Origin of the sequence: Paracoccus sanguinis (assembly GCF_900106665.1) — a bacterium.
GTDB lineage: Bacteria > Pseudomonadota > Alphaproteobacteria > Rhodobacterales > Rhodobacteraceae > Paracoccus > Paracoccus panacisoli.
In genome coordinates this window covers 1,081,744-1,096,987 of record NZ_FNNA01000001.1, presented here as the reverse complement: position 1 = coordinate 1,096,987, position 15,244 = coordinate 1,081,744, and the positions used below count along the sequence as shown (strand labels likewise).

Sequence of the window (15,244 nt, the reverse complement as noted above, 5' to 3'; positions counted from 1 at the left end):
GCGCCCGTGCGAGCGTCCCGCCCGCGCAGGCCGCCGCACCCCGGGGCTTCGGGAGACACGAATGTTGCCAGTCCTGCCCCGCCGCGCCCTCGTTTTCCGTCGTGCCTCGCGGCTCGGCGTCGTGCTGGCCGCCGCCTTCGGCGCGCTGCCCGCGGCCGCCCAGACGGTGGCCTTCGGCGGCATCAAGGCCGACACCTCGGCCCCGGTCGAGGTTACCGCCGACAGCCTGCGCGTGGACCAGTCCACCGGACAGGCCACGTTCGCCGGCAACGTGCTGATCGGGCAGGGCGAGATGCGGCTTTCGGCCGAGACGGTCACGGTGACCTATGCGGCCGGCGGGCAGCAGAAGATCCAGTCGCTGAACGCCAAGGGCAAGGTCACGCTCGTCAACGGCCCGGACGCTGCCGAGGCCGCCGAGGCGGTCTATGACGTCCCCTCGGGCAACATCGTGCTGACCGGCAACGCCATCGTCACCCAGGGCCAGAGCGTGCTCGCCGGCGACCGGATCGAGGTCAACCTGACCGACGGCACCGCGAATGTGGCGGGCCGCGTCCGCTCGGTCCTGCAACCCGGCGGTAACTGATGCAGGGCGCGACGCTGGCGCCGCGGGACGCGCAGTCGGGCGCGCGGATGACGCCCCGCGACGGGCGGCAGGACGGGCTCGACGTCGAGGGGCTGCGCAAGTCCTATCGCAACAAGCCGGTGATCCGCGACGTGTCGCTGCGGCTGGCGCGGGGCGAGGTGGTGGCGCTGCTCGGGCCGAACGGCTCGGGCAAGACGACCTGCTTTTACTGCATCGCCGGGCTGGTGATGCCCGACGCCGGGCGGGTTCTGATCGACGGGCGCGACGCCTCGGCGCTGCCGATGTTCCGGCGCGCGCAGCTCGGGATCGGCTATCTGCCGCAGGAGATGTCGATCTTTCGCGGCCTGACGGTCGAGCAGAACATCCTCGCCGTGCTCGAGGTGGCGATGCCGGACCGGCACCGCCGCCGTGACCGGCTTGAGGAGCTGCTCGGCGATTTCTCGATCGGCCATCTGCGGCAGGCCCCGGCGCTGGCGCTCTCGGGCGGTGAGCGGCGGCGGGTCGAGATCGCCCGCTGCCTCGCCGCGGACCCGGCCTTCCTGTTGCTGGACGAGCCGTTCGCCGGGGTCGATCCGATCGCCGTGGGCGAGATCCGGGGGCTGGTGCACGACCTCAAGACCCGCGGGATCGGGGTGCTGATCACCGATCACAACGTCCGCGAGACGCTGGGGATCGTGGACCGGGCCTATATCCTGCACGACGGCGCGGTGCTGATGTCGGGCACCACCTCCGAAATCGTGGCCGATCCGCGGGTGCGCGAGGTCTATCTGGGCGAAGGCTTCTCGATGGGCTGACGCGGGGGTGACACGGGCGCCGTGCCTCCCGCGCCCGTGACGCCCCGGCGGGCGGAGGCCCGATCAGAGGCCCAGCAGCTTGCGCGTGGCGTCGGCGCGCTGCCCGTCCGGGATCGCCCCGGCCTCGGCCTTCTCCTTCAGCAGCGTCAGGAACGCGCGGCTTTCCTCGTCCGTCAGCGTGACCTCGCGCAGCGGCAGGGCCGACATCATCGCGGTCACGGTCTGCGCGGTGAAGCCGTGGCCAAGCCCCTCGGTCACGTCGGTGACGCAGGCGGTCAGGCCTGCGGCGTCGGTTACCGCCTCGCACTCGCGGCGCACCGCCGCGGTCACCCGGTCGTGCAGCAGCCGGGCCTCGTTGCGGTCCGGGCCGTCGGCCTCGTCGAGCTGGTCGGCGCGGCTGCCGATGGCACGGTAGCAGGCGGCATCGAAGGGCGTGTCCTTCATCGCCGCATCGGCGTCGCGGGCGAGGTTGGCGTAGAGCGTGGTCACCGCCTGGTCGGGGACCAGCCCGTCCTTGGCGAGGCCGAGCACCTTGTCGATCTGCGCCTGCTGGGCGTCGATGACGCCGAGGGCGGGGCAGGTCGCGGCGGTGGGCTCGGTGGTCGGCGTCGCGGAGGCGGTGTCGGCGGCAGCCTCTGGCGCGGTCGCGTCTGCCGGGGCGGGCGGGGTGCCGTCCGTGGCCGCCTCGGTCGAGGTGGCCGGGGTTGTCGCGTCGGCCGCGGGCGCCTCGGTCGCGGGGGTGTCGGTCGTCGCGGCGGATGCCTCGGGTGCAGGGGTTGCGGCCGGACCGGAGCCCGCGCTGCCTCCCTGCGCCGGGGCCGGAAGGGTCACGGCGGGCGGCGCGGTGTCACCCGTCGTAGCGCCCGGCGCGGCGGTCTGCGCGCCGGCGAGGCCGGGCAACAGCAGGCCCGACAGCAGCAAAGGAAACGCCAGCCGGGCGGGCTGGCGGGGCGTGAGCGGGCGGCGGTTCGGCGCGAAGGGGATCATCCGTGGGACTCCTGTCATGGCGGGGGGGGGCGACGTGCGTCCCCGCGGCGTGGCAGCGTGGCGCGCGCCCCAAAGGGGTCGGCGCCCGGACGGGCGGACCCCGTCGCATCAGGGGAAAAACCGCCCGCCGCGCGGCGGTGTTCCGAACAGCCCCCGCGCCGGCGGTTTCCTGCCGGGCGTTGACTTGATCCCGGGGCTGTCCCCAAATGAAGGAAGGGGGCGGGTATTTCCCCGCGCCTCCGACGGCCGGCCGCCGCCGGTCGCCATTCGGGAACCCGAAAGGAAAAACTCATGCGTTATCAGATCAGTGGCAAGCAGATCGACGTGGGCGAAGCGCTCATGACCCACGTCAAGGCCGAGCTGGAGGAGGTGTTCGAGAAATACCAGCAGCGGCCCACCGACGCCACGGTCATCTTTTCGCGTGACGCCCACAACCTCGCCTGCGACGGGGTCGTGCATCTCTCGACGGGGTTGACGGTGCAGGCCCGCGCCGCCGACCCGGACAACATCTACGCGGCCTTCGAGAAGTGCCGCGAGAAGATGGACAAGCAGCTGCGCCGCTACAAGCGCCGGCTCAAGGACCACCACAAGGACCGGACCGAGCCGGTCGTCTTCGCCGCCGCCCCGAGCTACGTCCTCTCTGCCGACGAGGACGCGTGGGAGGATCAGGCCGAGGACGGGTTGCAGCCGCTGATCGTGGCCGAGACCGAGCTCAGGGTGCCGACCCTCTCGGTCGGTGACGCCGTCATGCAGATGGAGCTGGCGGGCGCGCCGATGCTGGTCTTCCGCAACGAGAAGCACGGCGGGGTGAACGTGGTCCACCGCCGCGACGACGGCAACGTGGGCTGGATCGACCCGCGCAACCTCGCCTGACGGCGCGTCAGGGGGCGCGGCGGGGGCTACACCGTCCCCCGCCGCGCCGCCCGCGGCGCAGGGGCGGCTGGCGCAGCAGGGCGCTGCGATGCTAGACCGCCGCGGATGACGGTCCGGCGGATGGGCCGGACGACACGAGGCAGGCGTTGACCGATGCGGATCGCTGACATTCTTTCCACCGCGGCGGTTCGGTCGCAGGCGCAGGCGACCTCGAAGAAGCGGCTGTTCCACGACCTCGCCGACATGGCCGCGCAGGCCTATGGGGTCAGCGCGCCGCAGACGCTCGACGCGCTGCAGGAACGCGAGAGCCTGGGCGCGACCGGCGTCGGGCAGGGTGTGGCGCTGCCGCACGCGCGGATTGCCGGGCTCGAGCGGGTGGCGGGGCTGTTCCTGCGGCTGGAAAAGCCGCTCGACTTCGACGCGGTGGACCGGCAGCCGGTCGATCTGGTGTTTGCGCTGCTCGCGCCCGAAAGCCCGGGGGTCGAGCATCTCAAGGCGCTGGCGCTCGTCAGCCGCACGCTGCGCGACCCCGAGCTGCGGGCCAAGCTGCGGGCCAACGACGACCCCGTGGCGCTGCACGCGGTGCTGGCCGCGGGGCTCGACACCGCCGCCGGCTGAGGCTCAGCGCGCCCCGGCCACGTCGAGGATCGCCCCCGAGACATAGCTCGCCGCGTCCGAAATCAGCCAGGTGATCGCGGCGGCGACTTCCTCGGCCTGGCCGGCGCGGCCGAAGGGCAGGCGGGCGCCGACCTGGGCCACGCGGTCGGGCTCTCCCCCGTCGGCGTGGATCTCGGTGTCGATGATGCCGGGGCGGACGCCGTTCACGCGGATGCGGCGCGGGGCGAGTTCCTGCGAAAGCCCGATGGTCAGCGTGTCCACGCCGCCCTTGGTCGCGGCATAGTCCAAGTATTTCCCGGCCGAGCCGAGCCGGGCCGCCACCGACGAGACGAAGACGATCCTGCCGCCCTCGGGCAGCCGCCGCGCCACCTCGCGCGCCTGGTAGAGCGCGCCGGTCAGGTTCACCTGCACCATGCGGGCGATCCGGTCGGGGTCCATCTCGGCCAGCGGCATCACCGGGAAGACGATGCCCGCGTTGACCACCACCGCGTCGAGCCCGCCCATCGCGGCCGTGGCCTGATCGAAGAGCCGCGCGACCTCGCCCGCATCCGCCACGTCGGCGGCGAACGCTGCGCCGGTGCCGCCGGCGGCCCGGACCGCGTCCAGCGCCGCCTCTGCCGCCGCCGCGTTGCCGCGATAGCCGAGCGCGACCGGCCAGCCGCGGGCGGCGCAGTCAAGCGCCGTGGCCCGACCGATGCCACGGGTGCCGCCGGTAATCAGGGTGCGCATGGGGTATAGCCCTCGAATGTGATGTTGCCGGCGACGCGGCGCGCCGCCTGTTCCTGCTCGGCCGAGCGGACCGTCCAGCAGAGCACCGGCACCCCGCGCGCCGACAGCGCGGTCACGGCCGGGTTCGCAAGGTCCGTGCGGTCGTGCGAGACGAAACACGCACCCGCCCGGTCGAAATCCTCGAGCCGCGCCAGCGCCGCCCGCCGTCCAGCCGGCACACCCGGCCAGTCGTCGGCGGGAAAGGCGCAGCTCGTCAGCCCGACGGCCACGCCGGGGGCGGCGCGGTGGACCATCTCGGCAGCGTGGGGGTTGAAGGACATGACCGCCAGCGGCCCCGCATAGTCCGTCGCCAGCGCCGCCACGGCCAGCGGCAGCTCGCCCATGTCGGGGCCGAGATCGCCGGACTGGTCCTTGATCTCGATGAGCACCGGCACGCGGCCCGCGACCAGCGCCAGGACCGCCTCGAGCGTCGGGATGCCCTCGGCCGTGCCCAGAAGCCGCCGCCCCGCCGCCTCGGCGACCGAGAGCGCCGCGACCACGCCGCCGTCGCCCGTCAGCCGGGTCAGCTCGTTGTCGTGGAACACCAGCGGCGTGCCGTCCTCGGCGGGCTGGACGTCCAGCTCGATCCCCCAGCCGCCGGCGATGGCGGCGCGAAAGGCGGCCAGCGAGTTCTCGGGCACGCCCGGCCCGTGCAGCCCGCGATGGGCGAGCGGGCGGGAGAGGAAGTCGGGGTGCAGCATCAGCCGAGCTCGAAGATCGCCTCGATCTCGACGGCGACCCCGCGCGGCAGCGCCGCGGCCGAGACGGCGGCGCGGGCGTGGCGGCCGCGGTCGCCGAAGACCTCGACCATCAGGTCCGAGCAGCCGTTGATGACCTCGGGCTGGTCGGTGAACTCGGGCGTCGAGGCGACGAAGCCGGTCAGCTTCACCACCCGCGCGATCCGGTCGAGCGAGCCCGCCGCCGCCCGCGCCTGCGCCAGCAGCGCCAGCCCGCAGGCCCGCGCGGCCGCCGCGCCGGCGGCCACGTCCATGTCCTCGCCCAGCCGGCCGCGGATCAGCCCGTCCGGGCCCGCGGAGATCTGCCCCGAGGCGAACAGCAGGTTGCCCGACTGGACATGGGGCACATAGTTCGCCGCCGGCGCGGGCGCGTCGGGCAGGGTCAGGCCGAGTTCGGTCAGGCGGGCGTCGATGGACATCGCGGGCTCCTCCGGTTGGGGTCGGCGCGAGCCTAGCAAGCCGCCGCCCGGGATGCCATTGCCGCGCGTTTATCCCTCGCGCCCCCTCGGGCTGGACCCAAATATCCCCGCCGGAGGCTCCCCACCGTGCCACACGCGCGCAGGGCCGGGTCAGGCGACCAGCGCCTCGGCCCGGCGCAAATCCACGCTGACGAGCTGGCTCACCCCCTGTTCCACCATCGTCACCCCGAACAGCCGGTCCATCCGGCTCATGGTGACGGCGTGGTGGGTGATGATCAGAAAGCGGGTGTCGGTGCGCCGGGTCATCTCGTCCAGAAGGTCGCAGAACCGGCCCACGTTGGCGTCGTCGAGCGGTGCGTCCACCTCGTCCAGGACGCAGATCGGGGCAGGGGTGGCCAGGAACACCGCGAAGATCAGCGCCAGCGCGGTCAGCGTCTGCTCGCCCCCCGACAGAAGGCTGAGGGTGGACAGCTTCTTGCCCGGCGGCTGGGCGAGGATCTCGAGCCCGGCCTCGAGCGGGTCGTCGGATTCGACCAGCACCAGCCGCGCCTCGCCGCCGCCGAAGAGATGGGTGAAGAGCGTGGCGAAGTTGGCGTTGACGGTGTCGAAGGCCGCCAGCAGCCGCGCCCGGCCCTCGCGGTTCAGCCCGCCGATGGCGGCGCGCAGCTTGTGGATCGCGGCGGTCAAATCGTCCTTCTCCGCCGCCAGCGCCGCCCGCTCGTCCTCGAGCGCGCGTTTGTCCTCGTCGGCGCGCAGGTTGACGGGGCCGAGCCCGTCGCGGGCGGCGCGCAGCCGGGCGATCTCGGCCTCGAGCGCCGCGGCCGGGGGCAGGGCGGCGGTGTCGCCCAAGCGCTCGGCCAGCGCCTCGGGCGTGTCGCCGGTCTCTTCGGTGATGCGCGCGGTCGCCTGGGCGGCGGTCTCGCGTGCGGCCTCGACGCGGGCCTCGGCCACGGCGCGGGTCTCGCGCGCGTCCGAGGCGGCGCGCTCGGCGTCGCGCTCGGCGGTGGTGGCGGCGATCAGCGCGGCGTCGGCGGCGGCAAGCGCCGCGCGGGCGCGGGTGACGCGGGCGGTGGCCAGCGCCACGCGCTCGGCCAGCTCGGCGCGGCGCGCGGTCAGACGGGCGGGCTGGGCCTCGGCCTCGGCCAGCTCGGCGGCCGAGGCGGTGCGGCGGGCGGCCAGTTCGGCGGCGCGGGTGCCGGCCTGCTCGAGCCGCAGGCGCCAATCCGAGTCCTCCTTGGCGATCTCCTGCAGGCGCTTCACCCGGGCCGCGCCCTCGCGCTTCAGCTCGTCCTGCGCGCCCCGGCGCGACAGGGTGGCGATGCGGGCGGCCTCGACCCCGGTGCGGGCGTGCTCGACCGCCGCGGCCGCCGCGGCGCGGGCGGGCAGGGCGGCCAGCGCGCGGGTGGCCTCGGCCAGCCGCTGGCCGGCGTCGGCGGCGTCGGCGCGATGGCGCGCCAGCTCGGCCCGCGCGCCCTCGGCCCGGCCGAGGCCAAGCGACAGCTCGGATTCGGCGCGGGTGGCGGCGCGGGCGGCCTCGGCCAGCGCCCGCTCGGCCGCACGGGCGGCGTCGCGGGCGGCGCTCTCGGCCGCGGCGCCGCTGCGGGCGGCGCTGCGGGCGTCCTCGTGCGCGGCGATGGCGGTGGCGGCGCGGGCGCGGGCGGCCTCGGCCTGCGCGCTGAGCGCCGAGAGGCGGTTCACCTGCTCGAGATGCAGCGCCGCGGCCGAGGCGGCTTCGCCCGCCGGCAGCGCCAGCCCGTCCCAGCGGATCAGGTCGCCGGCCGGCGTCACCAGCCGGTCGCCCGGCGCCAGCGCCGGTTGCAGCGCGGCGGCGGTGGCGGCGTCGGGGGCGAGGAAGATGCGGGTGAGCCGCCGTGCCAGCGCCGGCGGGGCGGTGACGTGCGGGGCCAAGGGCTGGGTGCCGGGCGGGGCGTCGGGGGCCGCGTCGGGGGGCAGGGCGCGCCAGCCCGCGCCGCGGTCGGCCACGGGCAGGCGCAGGTCGTCGCCGAGCGCGGCGCCGAGCGCCCGCTCATAGCCCGGCGCGACAGCGATCTGGTCGATGAGCGCCGCGCCGCCGCCGCGCCCGCGTTCGACCAGCCGGGCGAGGGCCGCGCGTTCGGCCTCGAGCGCGCCGGCCTCGCCCTCGGCGCTGGCGCGGACCGTGCGGGCGGTGGCCTCGGTCGCCTCGGCGGTGACGCGGGCCGCCTCGGCCTCGGTCAGCCGCGCCTCGGCGGCGGCGGCGGCGGCGGTCGCCCCCTCCTGCGCGCGGCGGGCGGTGTCGAGCGCGGACTCGGCTGCGGCACAGGTCGCCTCGGCGCTGGCGAGGGTCGTCGCGGCCCCCTCCTCGGCGCGGGCGGCGCGGTCGCGCATGGCGGTCAGGTCGGCGGCCAGCCGCTCGGCCGACTGGTGGCGGGCGGCGAGCCGCGCCGATTCGTCGGTCAGCGCGCCGAGCCGGGCCTCAACCTCGGCCAGCGCCGCCGCCGCCTCGGCCGCCGCCGCCGCGGCCGCGGCCAGCCGGTCGTCGTGGCCGGCGTGGGCGCGGTCGAGTTCGGCCTTTTCCCACCCGAGTCGCGCCACCACCTCGCCCGCGTCGCGGTTCAGCGCCGCCTCGCGGTCGATGTCGCGGTCGAGCTGGGCGATGCGGGCGGTCAGCGTCTCGATGGCCGTGCGGGCGCGGGTCTCGGCCTCGTCCAGCGCCTCGGCCTCGGCGCTGGCGCGGGCGGCGATGGCGGCGGCGACCGAGTCCTCCTCGCGCAGCGGCGGCAGCGCGGCCTCGGCGCGCGTGCGGGCGTCGGCGGCGGCGCGGGCGGCGGCCTCGGCGGCCGAGGCCGCGCTGCGGGCGGCAGCCAACGCGGCGGCGGCGGCGGCGTGCGCGGCGGCGGCCTCGGACCAGCGCCGCCACAGCGCCGCGCCCTCGGCCGTGCGCAGGCTGGCGCCGATCTCGCGGTAGCGCGCGGCGGTGCGCGCCTGCCGGGCGAGCGCCGCCGCCTGGGTGGCGAGCTGGTCCAGCGTGTCGTCCACCCGGGAAAGGTTCTGCGCCGCCCCGTTCAGCTTCAGCTCGGCCTCATGGCGGCGCTGGTAGAGCCCGCCGATGCCCGCCGCCTCTTCCAGAATCCGCCGCCGCGCGGTGGGGCGGGCGTTGATCAGCTCGGAAATCTGCCCCTGCCGCACCAGCGCCGGCGAGTGCGACCCGGTCGAGGCGTCCGCGAACAGCATCTGCACGTCGCGCGCCCGCACCTCGCGGCCGTTGATGCGGTAGGCGGACCCCGCCTCGCGGGTGATGCGGCGCGAGATGTCCAGCCCGTCGCTGTCGTTGAACCCGGCGGGGGCGAGGCGCTGGCGGTTGTCGATGCTCAGCGCCACCTCGGCCTGGCCGCGGGCCGGGCGGCGGGTGGTGCCGGCGAAGATCACATCCTCCATCCCCGTGCCGCGCATGGCGGTGGGTCGGTTCTCGCCCATCACCCAGCGCAGCGCCTCGAGCAGGTTGGACTTGCCGCAGCCGTTCGGCCCGACGATGCCGGTCAGCCCCTCGCGGATGACCAGCTCGGTCGGGTCCACGAAGCTCTTGAAGCCGGTGAGGCGCAGGCGGTCGAAGCGCATCGGGGGTCCTGGGCGCGGGGCGGGATTCGTCCCGGCCAGTGTCGGGCGGGCGGGGCGATGAGTCAACGGCGGGCGCAAGATGTAGGGGTTGGTGGAGGGGTTATCCACAACCCGTCGCGGCTTTCCGGAATGCGAAACGCGCTCGCGGCGCGGCTTTTCTTTCCGGGCCAAGGGGCAGATGCTGGGACGCATGGTTCCCGCGCTTGCCATCGTTCTCGGGTTCCAGCTTGTGGGCGAGGTGATCTCGCGCGGGCTGGGGTTGCCGCTGCCCGGCCCGGTCGTCGGGCTGGTCGGGCTGGTCGTTGCGTTCCGGCTGGTCCCGGGGCTGGCCGAGCGGCTGCGGGCGGTGATCACCGGGCTTCTGGGCCACCTGTCGCTGTTCTTCGTCCCCGCCGGGGTGGGCGTGATCGCCCATCTGCCGATCCTGCGCGAGCAGGGGCTGGCGCTCGGGGCGGCGATCGTCGGCTCGACGCTGCTGGCGCTGGCGGCGGGGGCCTGGGCCTTCGTCCTCGTCGCGCGGCTGACCGGAGAGACCGATGACGGCTGATCCGGCGCTGATCTGGGTCTATCTGACGCGCGAGCCGCTGCTGTGGCTGACCGCGACGCTGGCCGCCTATGCGGTGGGCGACGCCTGTTTCCGCCGCGCCGGGCGGGCCAGCTGGGCCAATCCGGTGCTGATCGCGGTGATCCTGCTCGGGGCGCTGCTGACCCTGACCGGCACAGACTACGGCACCTATTTCGAGGGCGCGCAGTTCGTCCATTTCATGCTCGGGCCGGCGACCGTGGCGCTGGCGCTGCCGATGTATGACAACCTGCCGCGGATGCGCCGCGCGGTGCTGCCGATCGCGGCGGGGCTGCTGGCGGGGTCGGGGGTGGCGGTCGTCTCGGCGCTGGTGATCGCGCACGCGCTGGGGACGACGCCGGACGTGCTCGCCTCGCTCGCGCCCAAGTCCACGACCGCGCCGGTCGCCATCGGCATCGCCGAGCGGCTGGGCGGGCAGCCGACGCTGGCCGCGGTGCTGGTGCTGTGCACCGGCATCTTCGGGGCGATGGTGGTGACGCCGTTCCTGAACCTGATCGGGGTGCGGGACTGGCGGGCGCGGGGGCTGGCCGTCGGCACCGCCGCGCACGGGATCGGCACGGCGCGGGCGTTTCAGGTCAACGCGACGGCCGGGGCATTCGCCGGGATCGGCATGGGGCTGAACGCGGTGCTGACCGCGATCCTCGCGCCGCTGGTGCTGCATCTCTTCCAGTGAGACGGGCCGACAGGTCGGGGCGTTGGCACGGGTTCGGGGCCAGCCTCCGGCTGAAATGAAAAGGACCGCCCGGACGGGCGGCCCTTGGCAACTGTCAGGTCTTCGGATCGGCTCAGGCGGCCTCGGCCTCTTCGGCCTCGGCGGCCATGCGGCGCTCGCTTTCCTCGCGCGACAGCGCGACCGAGGTGCGCACGCCCTTGCTGACGAACTCGACGAGGCCCTTGACCACCCGCTCGTTGGGGTCGATCCCGGCGCAGCTCAGCACCTCGCGCCCGTCGCGCGAGCGCGCCCAGCGGGCGATCTGCTCGGCGCCGTTGCCGTATTTCTTGTCATCCGCGATGGCGTCGTCCAGCGCCGCGAGCACCACGGCCGCGAACAGCTTGCGGGCGCGCTGGCCCTGTTCAAAATTGAATGCCGAACCGTCAACGAAATCACGCATGAAGTCTTCCCGTCCTGAGCCGCAGCGAAACCGCGGCCGGGTCGCCGGACCCTTGTCTTTGCCCTGAATGGGTGTCGCAGAGCTTTAGCGCTCACAGGCACCGATTCGTTATCCCCTTGGCCGCAAGTCCGCCATGCAGCACCTGCAAGCCCGTTCAATTCCCATGAAAAGCCACGAATCAGTCAGTTCCATGACGCCGCTGCAAACCGGCATTGCGGTTGACAACTCGGCAACTGGCATTTGGTTGCTGCGTCGCGGCGCTTCAACCCCCGAGCCGGTGGGTCGTCGGCGACAGTCAGCCGAAGAGATCGAGTTGCGCCGCGTCGCCCACAGCCTCGTCAGTCCCCGCTGGCCCCAGCGCTGAGAGGGTGATTCCCAGAAGCCGCACCCCGCGCGGATCGGGCAGAACCTGCGGGAGAAGAGCCGTGGCGTGGGCCAGAAGCTCGGCCTCGGCCGCGACGGGGCGGGGCAGGCCCTGGGCGCGGGTGACGATGCGGAAGTCGGTGTATTTCGCCTTGAGCGTCACCGTCCGCCCGCTGATCCCCCGCGCCGCCGCGTGGCCCCACACCTTGGCGGCGAGCGGGGCGAGCGCCGCGGCGGCGGCCTGAAGGTCGAAGATGTCGGCCGAAAAGGTGTTCTCCGCCCCGATGGACTTGCGCACGCGGTCCGGGCGCACCGGGCGGTGGTCGATGCCGCGGGCGATGTCGAAGTAATACGGACCGGCCTTGCCGAAGGCCGCGGCGAGGAACTCGCGGCTCTGGCGGAACAGGTCGTCGCCGGTACGGATGCCGTGGCGTTCCATCCGCGCGGCGGTGGCGGGGCCGACGCCGTAGAAACGGGCGACGGGCAGGGTGCGGACATAGGCCGGGCCGGCCTCGGGCGGGATCACGAACAGCCCGTCGGGCTTGCGCTGGTCCGAGGCGAGCTTGGCCAGGAACTTGTTGTAGCTGACCCCGGCCGAGGCGGTCAGCCCGGTCTCGGCCCGGATCAGCGCGCGGATCTCGCGGGCGATGGCGGTGGCGGTGCGGCCGTCGAGATGGTCGGTGACGTCGAGATAGGCCTCGTCGAGCGAGAGCGGCTCGATCAGCGGGGTGAAGCGGGCGAAGATGTCGCGGATCTGGGCCGAGACGGCCTTGTAGACCTCGAACCGCGGCTTGACGAAGACGAGGTCGGGGCAGAGCCGGGCGGCGCGGACCGAGGGCATGGCCGAGCGCACCCCGTAGGGCCGCGCCTCATAGCTCGCCGCCGCCACCACGCCGCGCAGGGACGAGCCGCCCACCGCTACCGGGCGGCCGCGCAGCGCCGGGTCGTCGCGCTGCTCAACCGAGGCGTAGAAGGCGTCCATGTCGATGTGGAGGATGCGGCGGACCGGGGCCGGGTCGCCCGGCGTGGCGGTCGCACCCGAGGGGTCGGCTCGCCGGTCCCCCGCGGGACAGTCGGACCCGCCCGAGGGGGGCGGGGTGTCCGTGGGGTCAGGGGGTGGCATCGTCGGGGGTGAGGCGGGCGGTCCCGGCGGTGAGCGTGCTGCCCGCCGGGGCGCGGTCGAAGCGCAGGTGGGCCAGCGCGTGGGTGCCCGCGACGGTGCCGAGCGTACCGGCCTCGCGCCCGTCCTCGGTCAAGATCGGGGTGCCGGGGGCGGCCTCGCCCTCGATCCGCACGCGGGCGAGGCCCTTTCGCAGCTCGGTCTTGTGCTTCATCCGCGCCGTGACCTCCTGCCCGACATAGCAGCCCTTGCGGAAATCGACGCCCTGCAGACGCTCGAACCCCGCCTCGAGCGGGTAGTTCTCGTTCGGGACCAACTCGACCAGCGACTCGGGGACGAGATGGGCGACGCGCAGGGCGTCCCAGTCGGTCGCATCCTCGTCGCCGGGGGCGTCGGCATAGAGCCGCCAGCCGAGCGCGGGGTGGCGTGGGTCGGCGATGGCGCCCTCGGGTGCCGGGCCGGTGCCGCGGGTGACGGTGAGCGGGGTCGTGGCGATCTCGACCTGGCTGCGCAGCTTGTACATCGAGAGCCGCCGCAGCAGGTCGTCGGCCAGCCGCGCATCCACGTCGATCAGCAGCGACGCGCCGTCCGGGACGATGAAGAAATCCGCCAGATACTTGCCCTGCGGGGTCAGCAGCGCCGCCCACACCGGCGCGCGACGCACGTCGTTGGTGACGAGGCCCTGCAGGAAATGCTCGCGATCCGGGCCGGTCACGCGCAGGATGGTTCGCATTCAGTCGCCCCCGAATTGCAGCCGCACCAGCGCCGCATAGGCGCCGTTCGCCGCCATAAGCTGGTCATGCGTGCCCTGTTCGACAACCCGCCCGGCGTCGAGCACCACGATCTTGTCGGCCGCCCGGATGGTCGAGAGCCGGTGCGCGATCACCAGCGTCGTGCGCCCCGCCGACAGCTGGTCGAGCGCCTGCTGCACCAGCCGCTCGGACGCGGCATCGAGGGCGCTTGTCGCCTCGTCCAGCAGCAGCACCGGGGCGTCGCGCAGGAGCGCCCGGGCGATGGCGATGCGCTGGCGCTGGCCACCCGACAGGGCCGAGCCGCGCGGCCCGGCGGGGGTGTCGAGCCCGAGCGGCAGGTCGTCGGCGAAATCCGCGACATGGGCGGCGGTGACGGCGGCGCGCAGCCGCGCCGCGGGGACGTCGTGGCCGAGCACGATGTTCTCGCGCAGCGTCTCGTCAAAGAGCGCCGCGTCCTGGCTGACGGTCGAGAACTGGTCGCGCAGCGTGCTGAGGTCGAACTCGGCCACCGGCACGCCGCCCAGTGTGACGCTGCCCGCCGAGGGGTCGACCATCCGGGTGAGCAGGTTGAACACGGTGGACTTGCCCGCCCCCGACGGCCCGACCAGCGCCGTGGTCTGCCCGGCCTCGGCGGTGAAGCTGAGGCCGCGCAGCACCGGATGGCCGGAATAGGCGAGCTGCACGTCCGCAAGCCGGATGGTGGTGTCCTCGGGCGGGGCCGTGCGGGGGCCCGAGAAGATCGTGGGCCGGGTGTCGAAGATCGCGTAGATCCGCTCGAGCGAGGTCGCCGCCGTCTGCCAGCCGCCCGCCAGCCCGCCCAGCCGCCGCAGGGGCTGGAAGGCGAGCGAGAGCGCGGTGAAGAACGACATGAACTCGCCCACCGTGCGCTCGCCGCTCGTGACCTGCGCGCCGCCAAGGGCGAGGACGCCGACGAAGCCGAGGCCCGTCACCACGTCGATCAGCGCCGGGATGGTGGCGCTGACGGCGCTCATCTTGGTTTCCGAGCGCTGGATGTCGGCCACGATGCCGGCGAAGCGCTCGGTCTGATAACGCTCCATCCGGTTCAGCCGCACCGCGCCGATGCCGTGCAGCACCTCGTCGAGGCGCGTGGCGCGGGCCGAGGCCGCGACCCGGTTGGCGCGCATCTTGCGGCGGATGTAGCGCTGCACCCAGGCCGTGGGCAGGATCAGCAGCGGCGCGCCGACCAGCGCCGCCAGCGTCCACCACGGGTCGGTCGCCACCGCCACCGCGAACAGCGCGATCAGCGAGACGGCGTCGCGCCCCGCGCCGGTGATGAAGGTGGTCCAGATCGAGCGGATGGCGAGCGTGTCGCCCTGGATGCGCTCGATCAGCGCGCCGGGCGGGTTCGACTGGAAGAAGCTGCCGTCGAGGGTGAGGATGTGGCTGAGCAGGTCGGTCTGCATCCGGCTGGCCACGCCCTGCTGGACCGAAGTCAGGATGGCGCGGGTCGAGACATAGGTGATGGCGCGGATCAGGAAGAGAGCGAAGATGATCCCGCCGACCCACCAGATCGCCGCCGTCTCGCGCCCCACGAACACCCGGTCGAACAGCGGCTTGAGCATCCAGCTGAGCACCGCGAGCGTCGAGCCCTCAATGACCATCAGCAGCGTGGCCAGCGTCATGCGCGGCCAGTAGGGGCGCAGGTAGTCCCGCCACAGCCGGCCGAACAGGCCGGGCGTCCGCGGCGGGCGCGGCGGGCGGGTCGGCCCCGGGGGGACGCCGGTGGCGGGGGTGGCTGGCATCCGGGCTCCTGCAACTCGTCCGGGGATAGCGCGCGGGGCGCGGGCGCGGCAAGGGTGGGGTGGCCGTGCGGGGTGAGGGCGGTAGGGCCGGAGGCTATGCTGGGCGTGGCGCAAGGGCGCCAGAGACCCGCCTGCGCCGCGCGCCCCGACCCACCCGCCGGTTGACGCCCCGTCG

Annotated in this window: 15 protein-coding genes; 6 read left to right on the top strand and 9 right to left on the bottom strand. The window is 74.3% G+C overall.

Annotation, left to right across the window (positions count from 1 at the left end; translation table 11 throughout):
* The first annotated feature begins 61 nt into the window (after nt 1–61).
* Both lptA and lptB read left to right on the top strand, forming a co-directional pair.
* The gene (gene lptA, locus BLW17_RS05305) at nt 62–583 is read left to right on the top strand and encodes a lipopolysaccharide transport periplasmic protein LptA (protein ID WP_052176378.1); all 522 of its coding nucleotides are present in this window, start codon (nt 62–64) and stop codon (nt 581–583) included.
* 47 nt (nt 584–630) lie between these two features.
* Nucleotides 631–1,377, top strand: coding sequence for an LPS export ABC transporter ATP-binding protein (lptB, locus tag BLW17_RS05300; protein WP_036733552.1), 747 nt, complete (start codon nt 631–633; stop codon nt 1,375–1,377).
* A gap of 63 nt (nt 1,378–1,440) precedes the next feature.
* Here the strand turns inward: lptB and BLW17_RS05295 are convergent, their stop codons facing one another.
* Nucleotides 1,441–2,364: a hypothetical protein gene (locus BLW17_RS05295; RefSeq protein WP_036733525.1), complete on the bottom strand. Its 924-nt coding sequence runs from the start codon at nt 2,362–2,364 to the stop codon at nt 1,441–1,443.
* Between the two features lie 291 nt (nt 2,365–2,655).
* Here BLW17_RS05295 and hpf point away from each other — a divergent pair, with 291 nt between their 5' ends.
* Together hpf and BLW17_RS05285 are read left to right on the top strand one after the other, a co-directional pair.
* A complete protein-coding gene (gene hpf, locus BLW17_RS05290; RefSeq protein WP_036704273.1) occupies nt 2,656–3,237 on the top strand; it encodes a ribosome hibernation-promoting factor, HPF/YfiA family in 582 nt (193 codons plus the stop codon).
* A gap of 153 nt (nt 3,238–3,390) precedes the next feature.
* Entirely contained in the window at nt 3,391–3,855 is a 465-nt protein-coding gene (locus BLW17_RS05285; RefSeq protein ID WP_036709739.1) for a PTS sugar transporter subunit IIA, read from the top strand.
* A gap of 3 nt (nt 3,856–3,858) precedes the next feature.
* On the opposite strand, the gene BLW17_RS05280 is transcribed toward BLW17_RS05285, so the two are convergent.
* From BLW17_RS05280 to BLW17_RS05265, 4 genes are all read right to left on the bottom strand, one after another.
* Nucleotides 3,859–4,584: an SDR family oxidoreductase gene (locus BLW17_RS05280; protein WP_036733527.1), complete on the bottom strand. Its 726-nt coding sequence runs from the start codon at nt 4,582–4,584 to the stop codon at nt 3,859–3,861.
* Nucleotides 4,572–5,324 carry a glycerophosphodiester phosphodiesterase family protein gene (locus tag BLW17_RS05275; RefSeq protein ID WP_036733530.1) on the bottom strand — a complete coding sequence of 251 codons (753 nt, stop codon included), beginning with the start codon at nt 5,322–5,324 and terminating at the stop codon, nt 4,572–4,574. The genes BLW17_RS05280 and BLW17_RS05275 overlap by 13 nt, the downstream gene beginning before the upstream one ends.
* The gene (locus tag BLW17_RS05270) at nt 5,324–5,779 is read right to left on the bottom strand and encodes a RidA family protein (RefSeq protein WP_036733533.1); all 456 of its coding nucleotides are present in this window, start codon (nt 5,777–5,779) and stop codon (nt 5,324–5,326) included. Before BLW17_RS05270 ends, BLW17_RS05275 begins: the two co-directional genes overlap by 1 nt.
* Before the next feature lie 150 nt (nt 5,780–5,929).
* The gene (locus BLW17_RS05265; protein ID WP_074826171.1) at nt 5,930–9,376 is read right to left on the bottom strand and encodes a chromosome segregation SMC family protein; all 3,447 of its coding nucleotides are present in this window, start codon (nt 9,374–9,376) and stop codon (nt 5,930–5,932) included.
* 178 nt (nt 9,377–9,554) lie between these two features.
* Between BLW17_RS05265 and BLW17_RS05260 the strand changes: the two genes are divergently transcribed.
* Nucleotides 9,555–9,923, top strand: a complete 369-nt coding sequence (locus tag BLW17_RS05260) for a CidA/LrgA family protein (protein WP_342027521.1) — start codon at nt 9,555–9,557, stop codon at nt 9,921–9,923.
* Nucleotides 9,913–10,632, top strand: coding sequence for an LrgB family protein (locus BLW17_RS05255; RefSeq protein ID WP_036712591.1), 720 nt, complete (start codon nt 9,913–9,915; stop codon nt 10,630–10,632). Before BLW17_RS05260 ends, BLW17_RS05255 begins: the two co-directional genes overlap by 11 nt.
* A gap of 112 nt (nt 10,633–10,744) precedes the next feature.
* Here BLW17_RS05255 and BLW17_RS05250 read toward each other — a convergent pair whose 3' ends face one another.
* The 4 genes from BLW17_RS05250 to BLW17_RS05235 all read right to left on the bottom strand — a co-directional run bounded on the left by BLW17_RS05250 (nt 10,745) and on the right by BLW17_RS05235 (nt 15,069).
* Nucleotides 10,745–11,071, bottom strand: a complete 327-nt coding sequence (locus tag BLW17_RS05250; protein ID WP_036704285.1) for a DUF6280 family protein — start codon at nt 11,069–11,071, stop codon at nt 10,745–10,747.
* A 295-nt stretch (nt 11,072–11,366) separates the two neighbouring features.
* Entirely contained in the window at nt 11,367–12,557 is a 1,191-nt protein-coding gene (dinB, locus tag BLW17_RS05245) for a DNA polymerase IV (RefSeq protein ID WP_083388329.1), read from the bottom strand.
* Nucleotides 12,544–13,287: a CAF17-like 4Fe-4S cluster assembly/insertion protein YgfZ gene (gene ygfZ / locus BLW17_RS05240; protein WP_074826168.1), complete on the bottom strand. Its 744-nt coding sequence runs from the start codon at nt 13,285–13,287 to the stop codon at nt 12,544–12,546. Before ygfZ ends, dinB begins: the two co-directional genes overlap by 14 nt.
* Nucleotides 13,288–15,069 carry an ABC transporter ATP-binding protein gene (locus tag BLW17_RS05235; RefSeq protein ID WP_083388328.1) on the bottom strand — a complete coding sequence of 594 codons (1,782 nt, stop codon included), beginning with the start codon at nt 15,067–15,069 and terminating at the stop codon, nt 13,288–13,290.
* Nucleotides 15,070–15,244: the final 175 nt, after the last annotated feature.

Excerpts from the sequence above, each read along its gene's own strand:
- BLW17_RS05285 (WP_036709739.1), top strand. The coding sequence starts at position 3,391 with ATGCGGATCGCTGACATTCTTTCCACCGCGGCGGTTCGGTCGCAGGCG.
- BLW17_RS05255 (WP_036712591.1), top strand. The coding sequence starts at position 9,913 with ATGACGGCTGATCCGGCGCTGATCTGGGTCTATCTGACGCGCGAGCCG.
- lptA (WP_052176378.1), top strand. The coding sequence starts at position 62 with ATGTTGCCAGTCCTGCCCCGCCGCGCCCTCGTTTTCCGTCGTGCCTCG.
- BLW17_RS05280 (WP_036733527.1), bottom strand. The coding sequence starts at position 4,584 with ATGCGCACCCTGATTACCGGCGGCACCCGTGGCATCGGTCGGGCCACG.
- ygfZ (WP_074826168.1), bottom strand. The coding sequence starts at position 13,287 with ATGCGAACCATCCTGCGCGTGACCGGCCCGGATCGCGAGCATTTCCTG.
- BLW17_RS05295 (WP_036733525.1), bottom strand. The coding sequence starts at position 2,364 with ATGATCCCCTTCGCGCCGAACCGCCGCCCGCTCACGCCCCGCCAGCCC.
- BLW17_RS05250 (WP_036704285.1), bottom strand. The coding sequence starts at position 11,071 with ATGCGTGATTTCGTTGACGGTTCGGCATTCAATTTTGAACAGGGCCAG.
- BLW17_RS05235 (WP_083388328.1), bottom strand. The coding sequence starts at position 15,069 with ATGCCAGCCACCCCCGCCACCGGCGTCCCCCCGGGGCCGACCCGCCCG.
- hpf (WP_036704273.1), top strand. The coding sequence starts at position 2,656 with ATGCGTTATCAGATCAGTGGCAAGCAGATCGACGTGGGCGAAGCGCTC.
- BLW17_RS05265 (WP_074826171.1), bottom strand. The coding sequence starts at position 9,376 with ATGCGCTTCGACCGCCTGCGCCTCACCGGCTTCAAGAGCTTCGTGGAC.
- dinB (WP_083388329.1), bottom strand. The coding sequence starts at position 12,557 with ATGCCACCCCCTGACCCCACGGACACCCCGCCCCCCTCGGGCGGGTCC.
- lptB (WP_036733552.1), top strand. The coding sequence starts at position 631 with ATGACGCCCCGCGACGGGCGGCAGGACGGGCTCGACGTCGAGGGGCTG.
- BLW17_RS05275 (WP_036733530.1), bottom strand. The coding sequence starts at position 5,324 with ATGCTGCACCCCGACTTCCTCTCCCGCCCGCTCGCCCATCGCGGGCTG.
- BLW17_RS05270 (WP_036733533.1), bottom strand. The coding sequence starts at position 5,779 with ATGTCCATCGACGCCCGCCTGACCGAACTCGGCCTGACCCTGCCCGAC.
- BLW17_RS05260 (WP_342027521.1), top strand. The coding sequence starts at position 9,555 with ATGCTGGGACGCATGGTTCCCGCGCTTGCCATCGTTCTCGGGTTCCAG.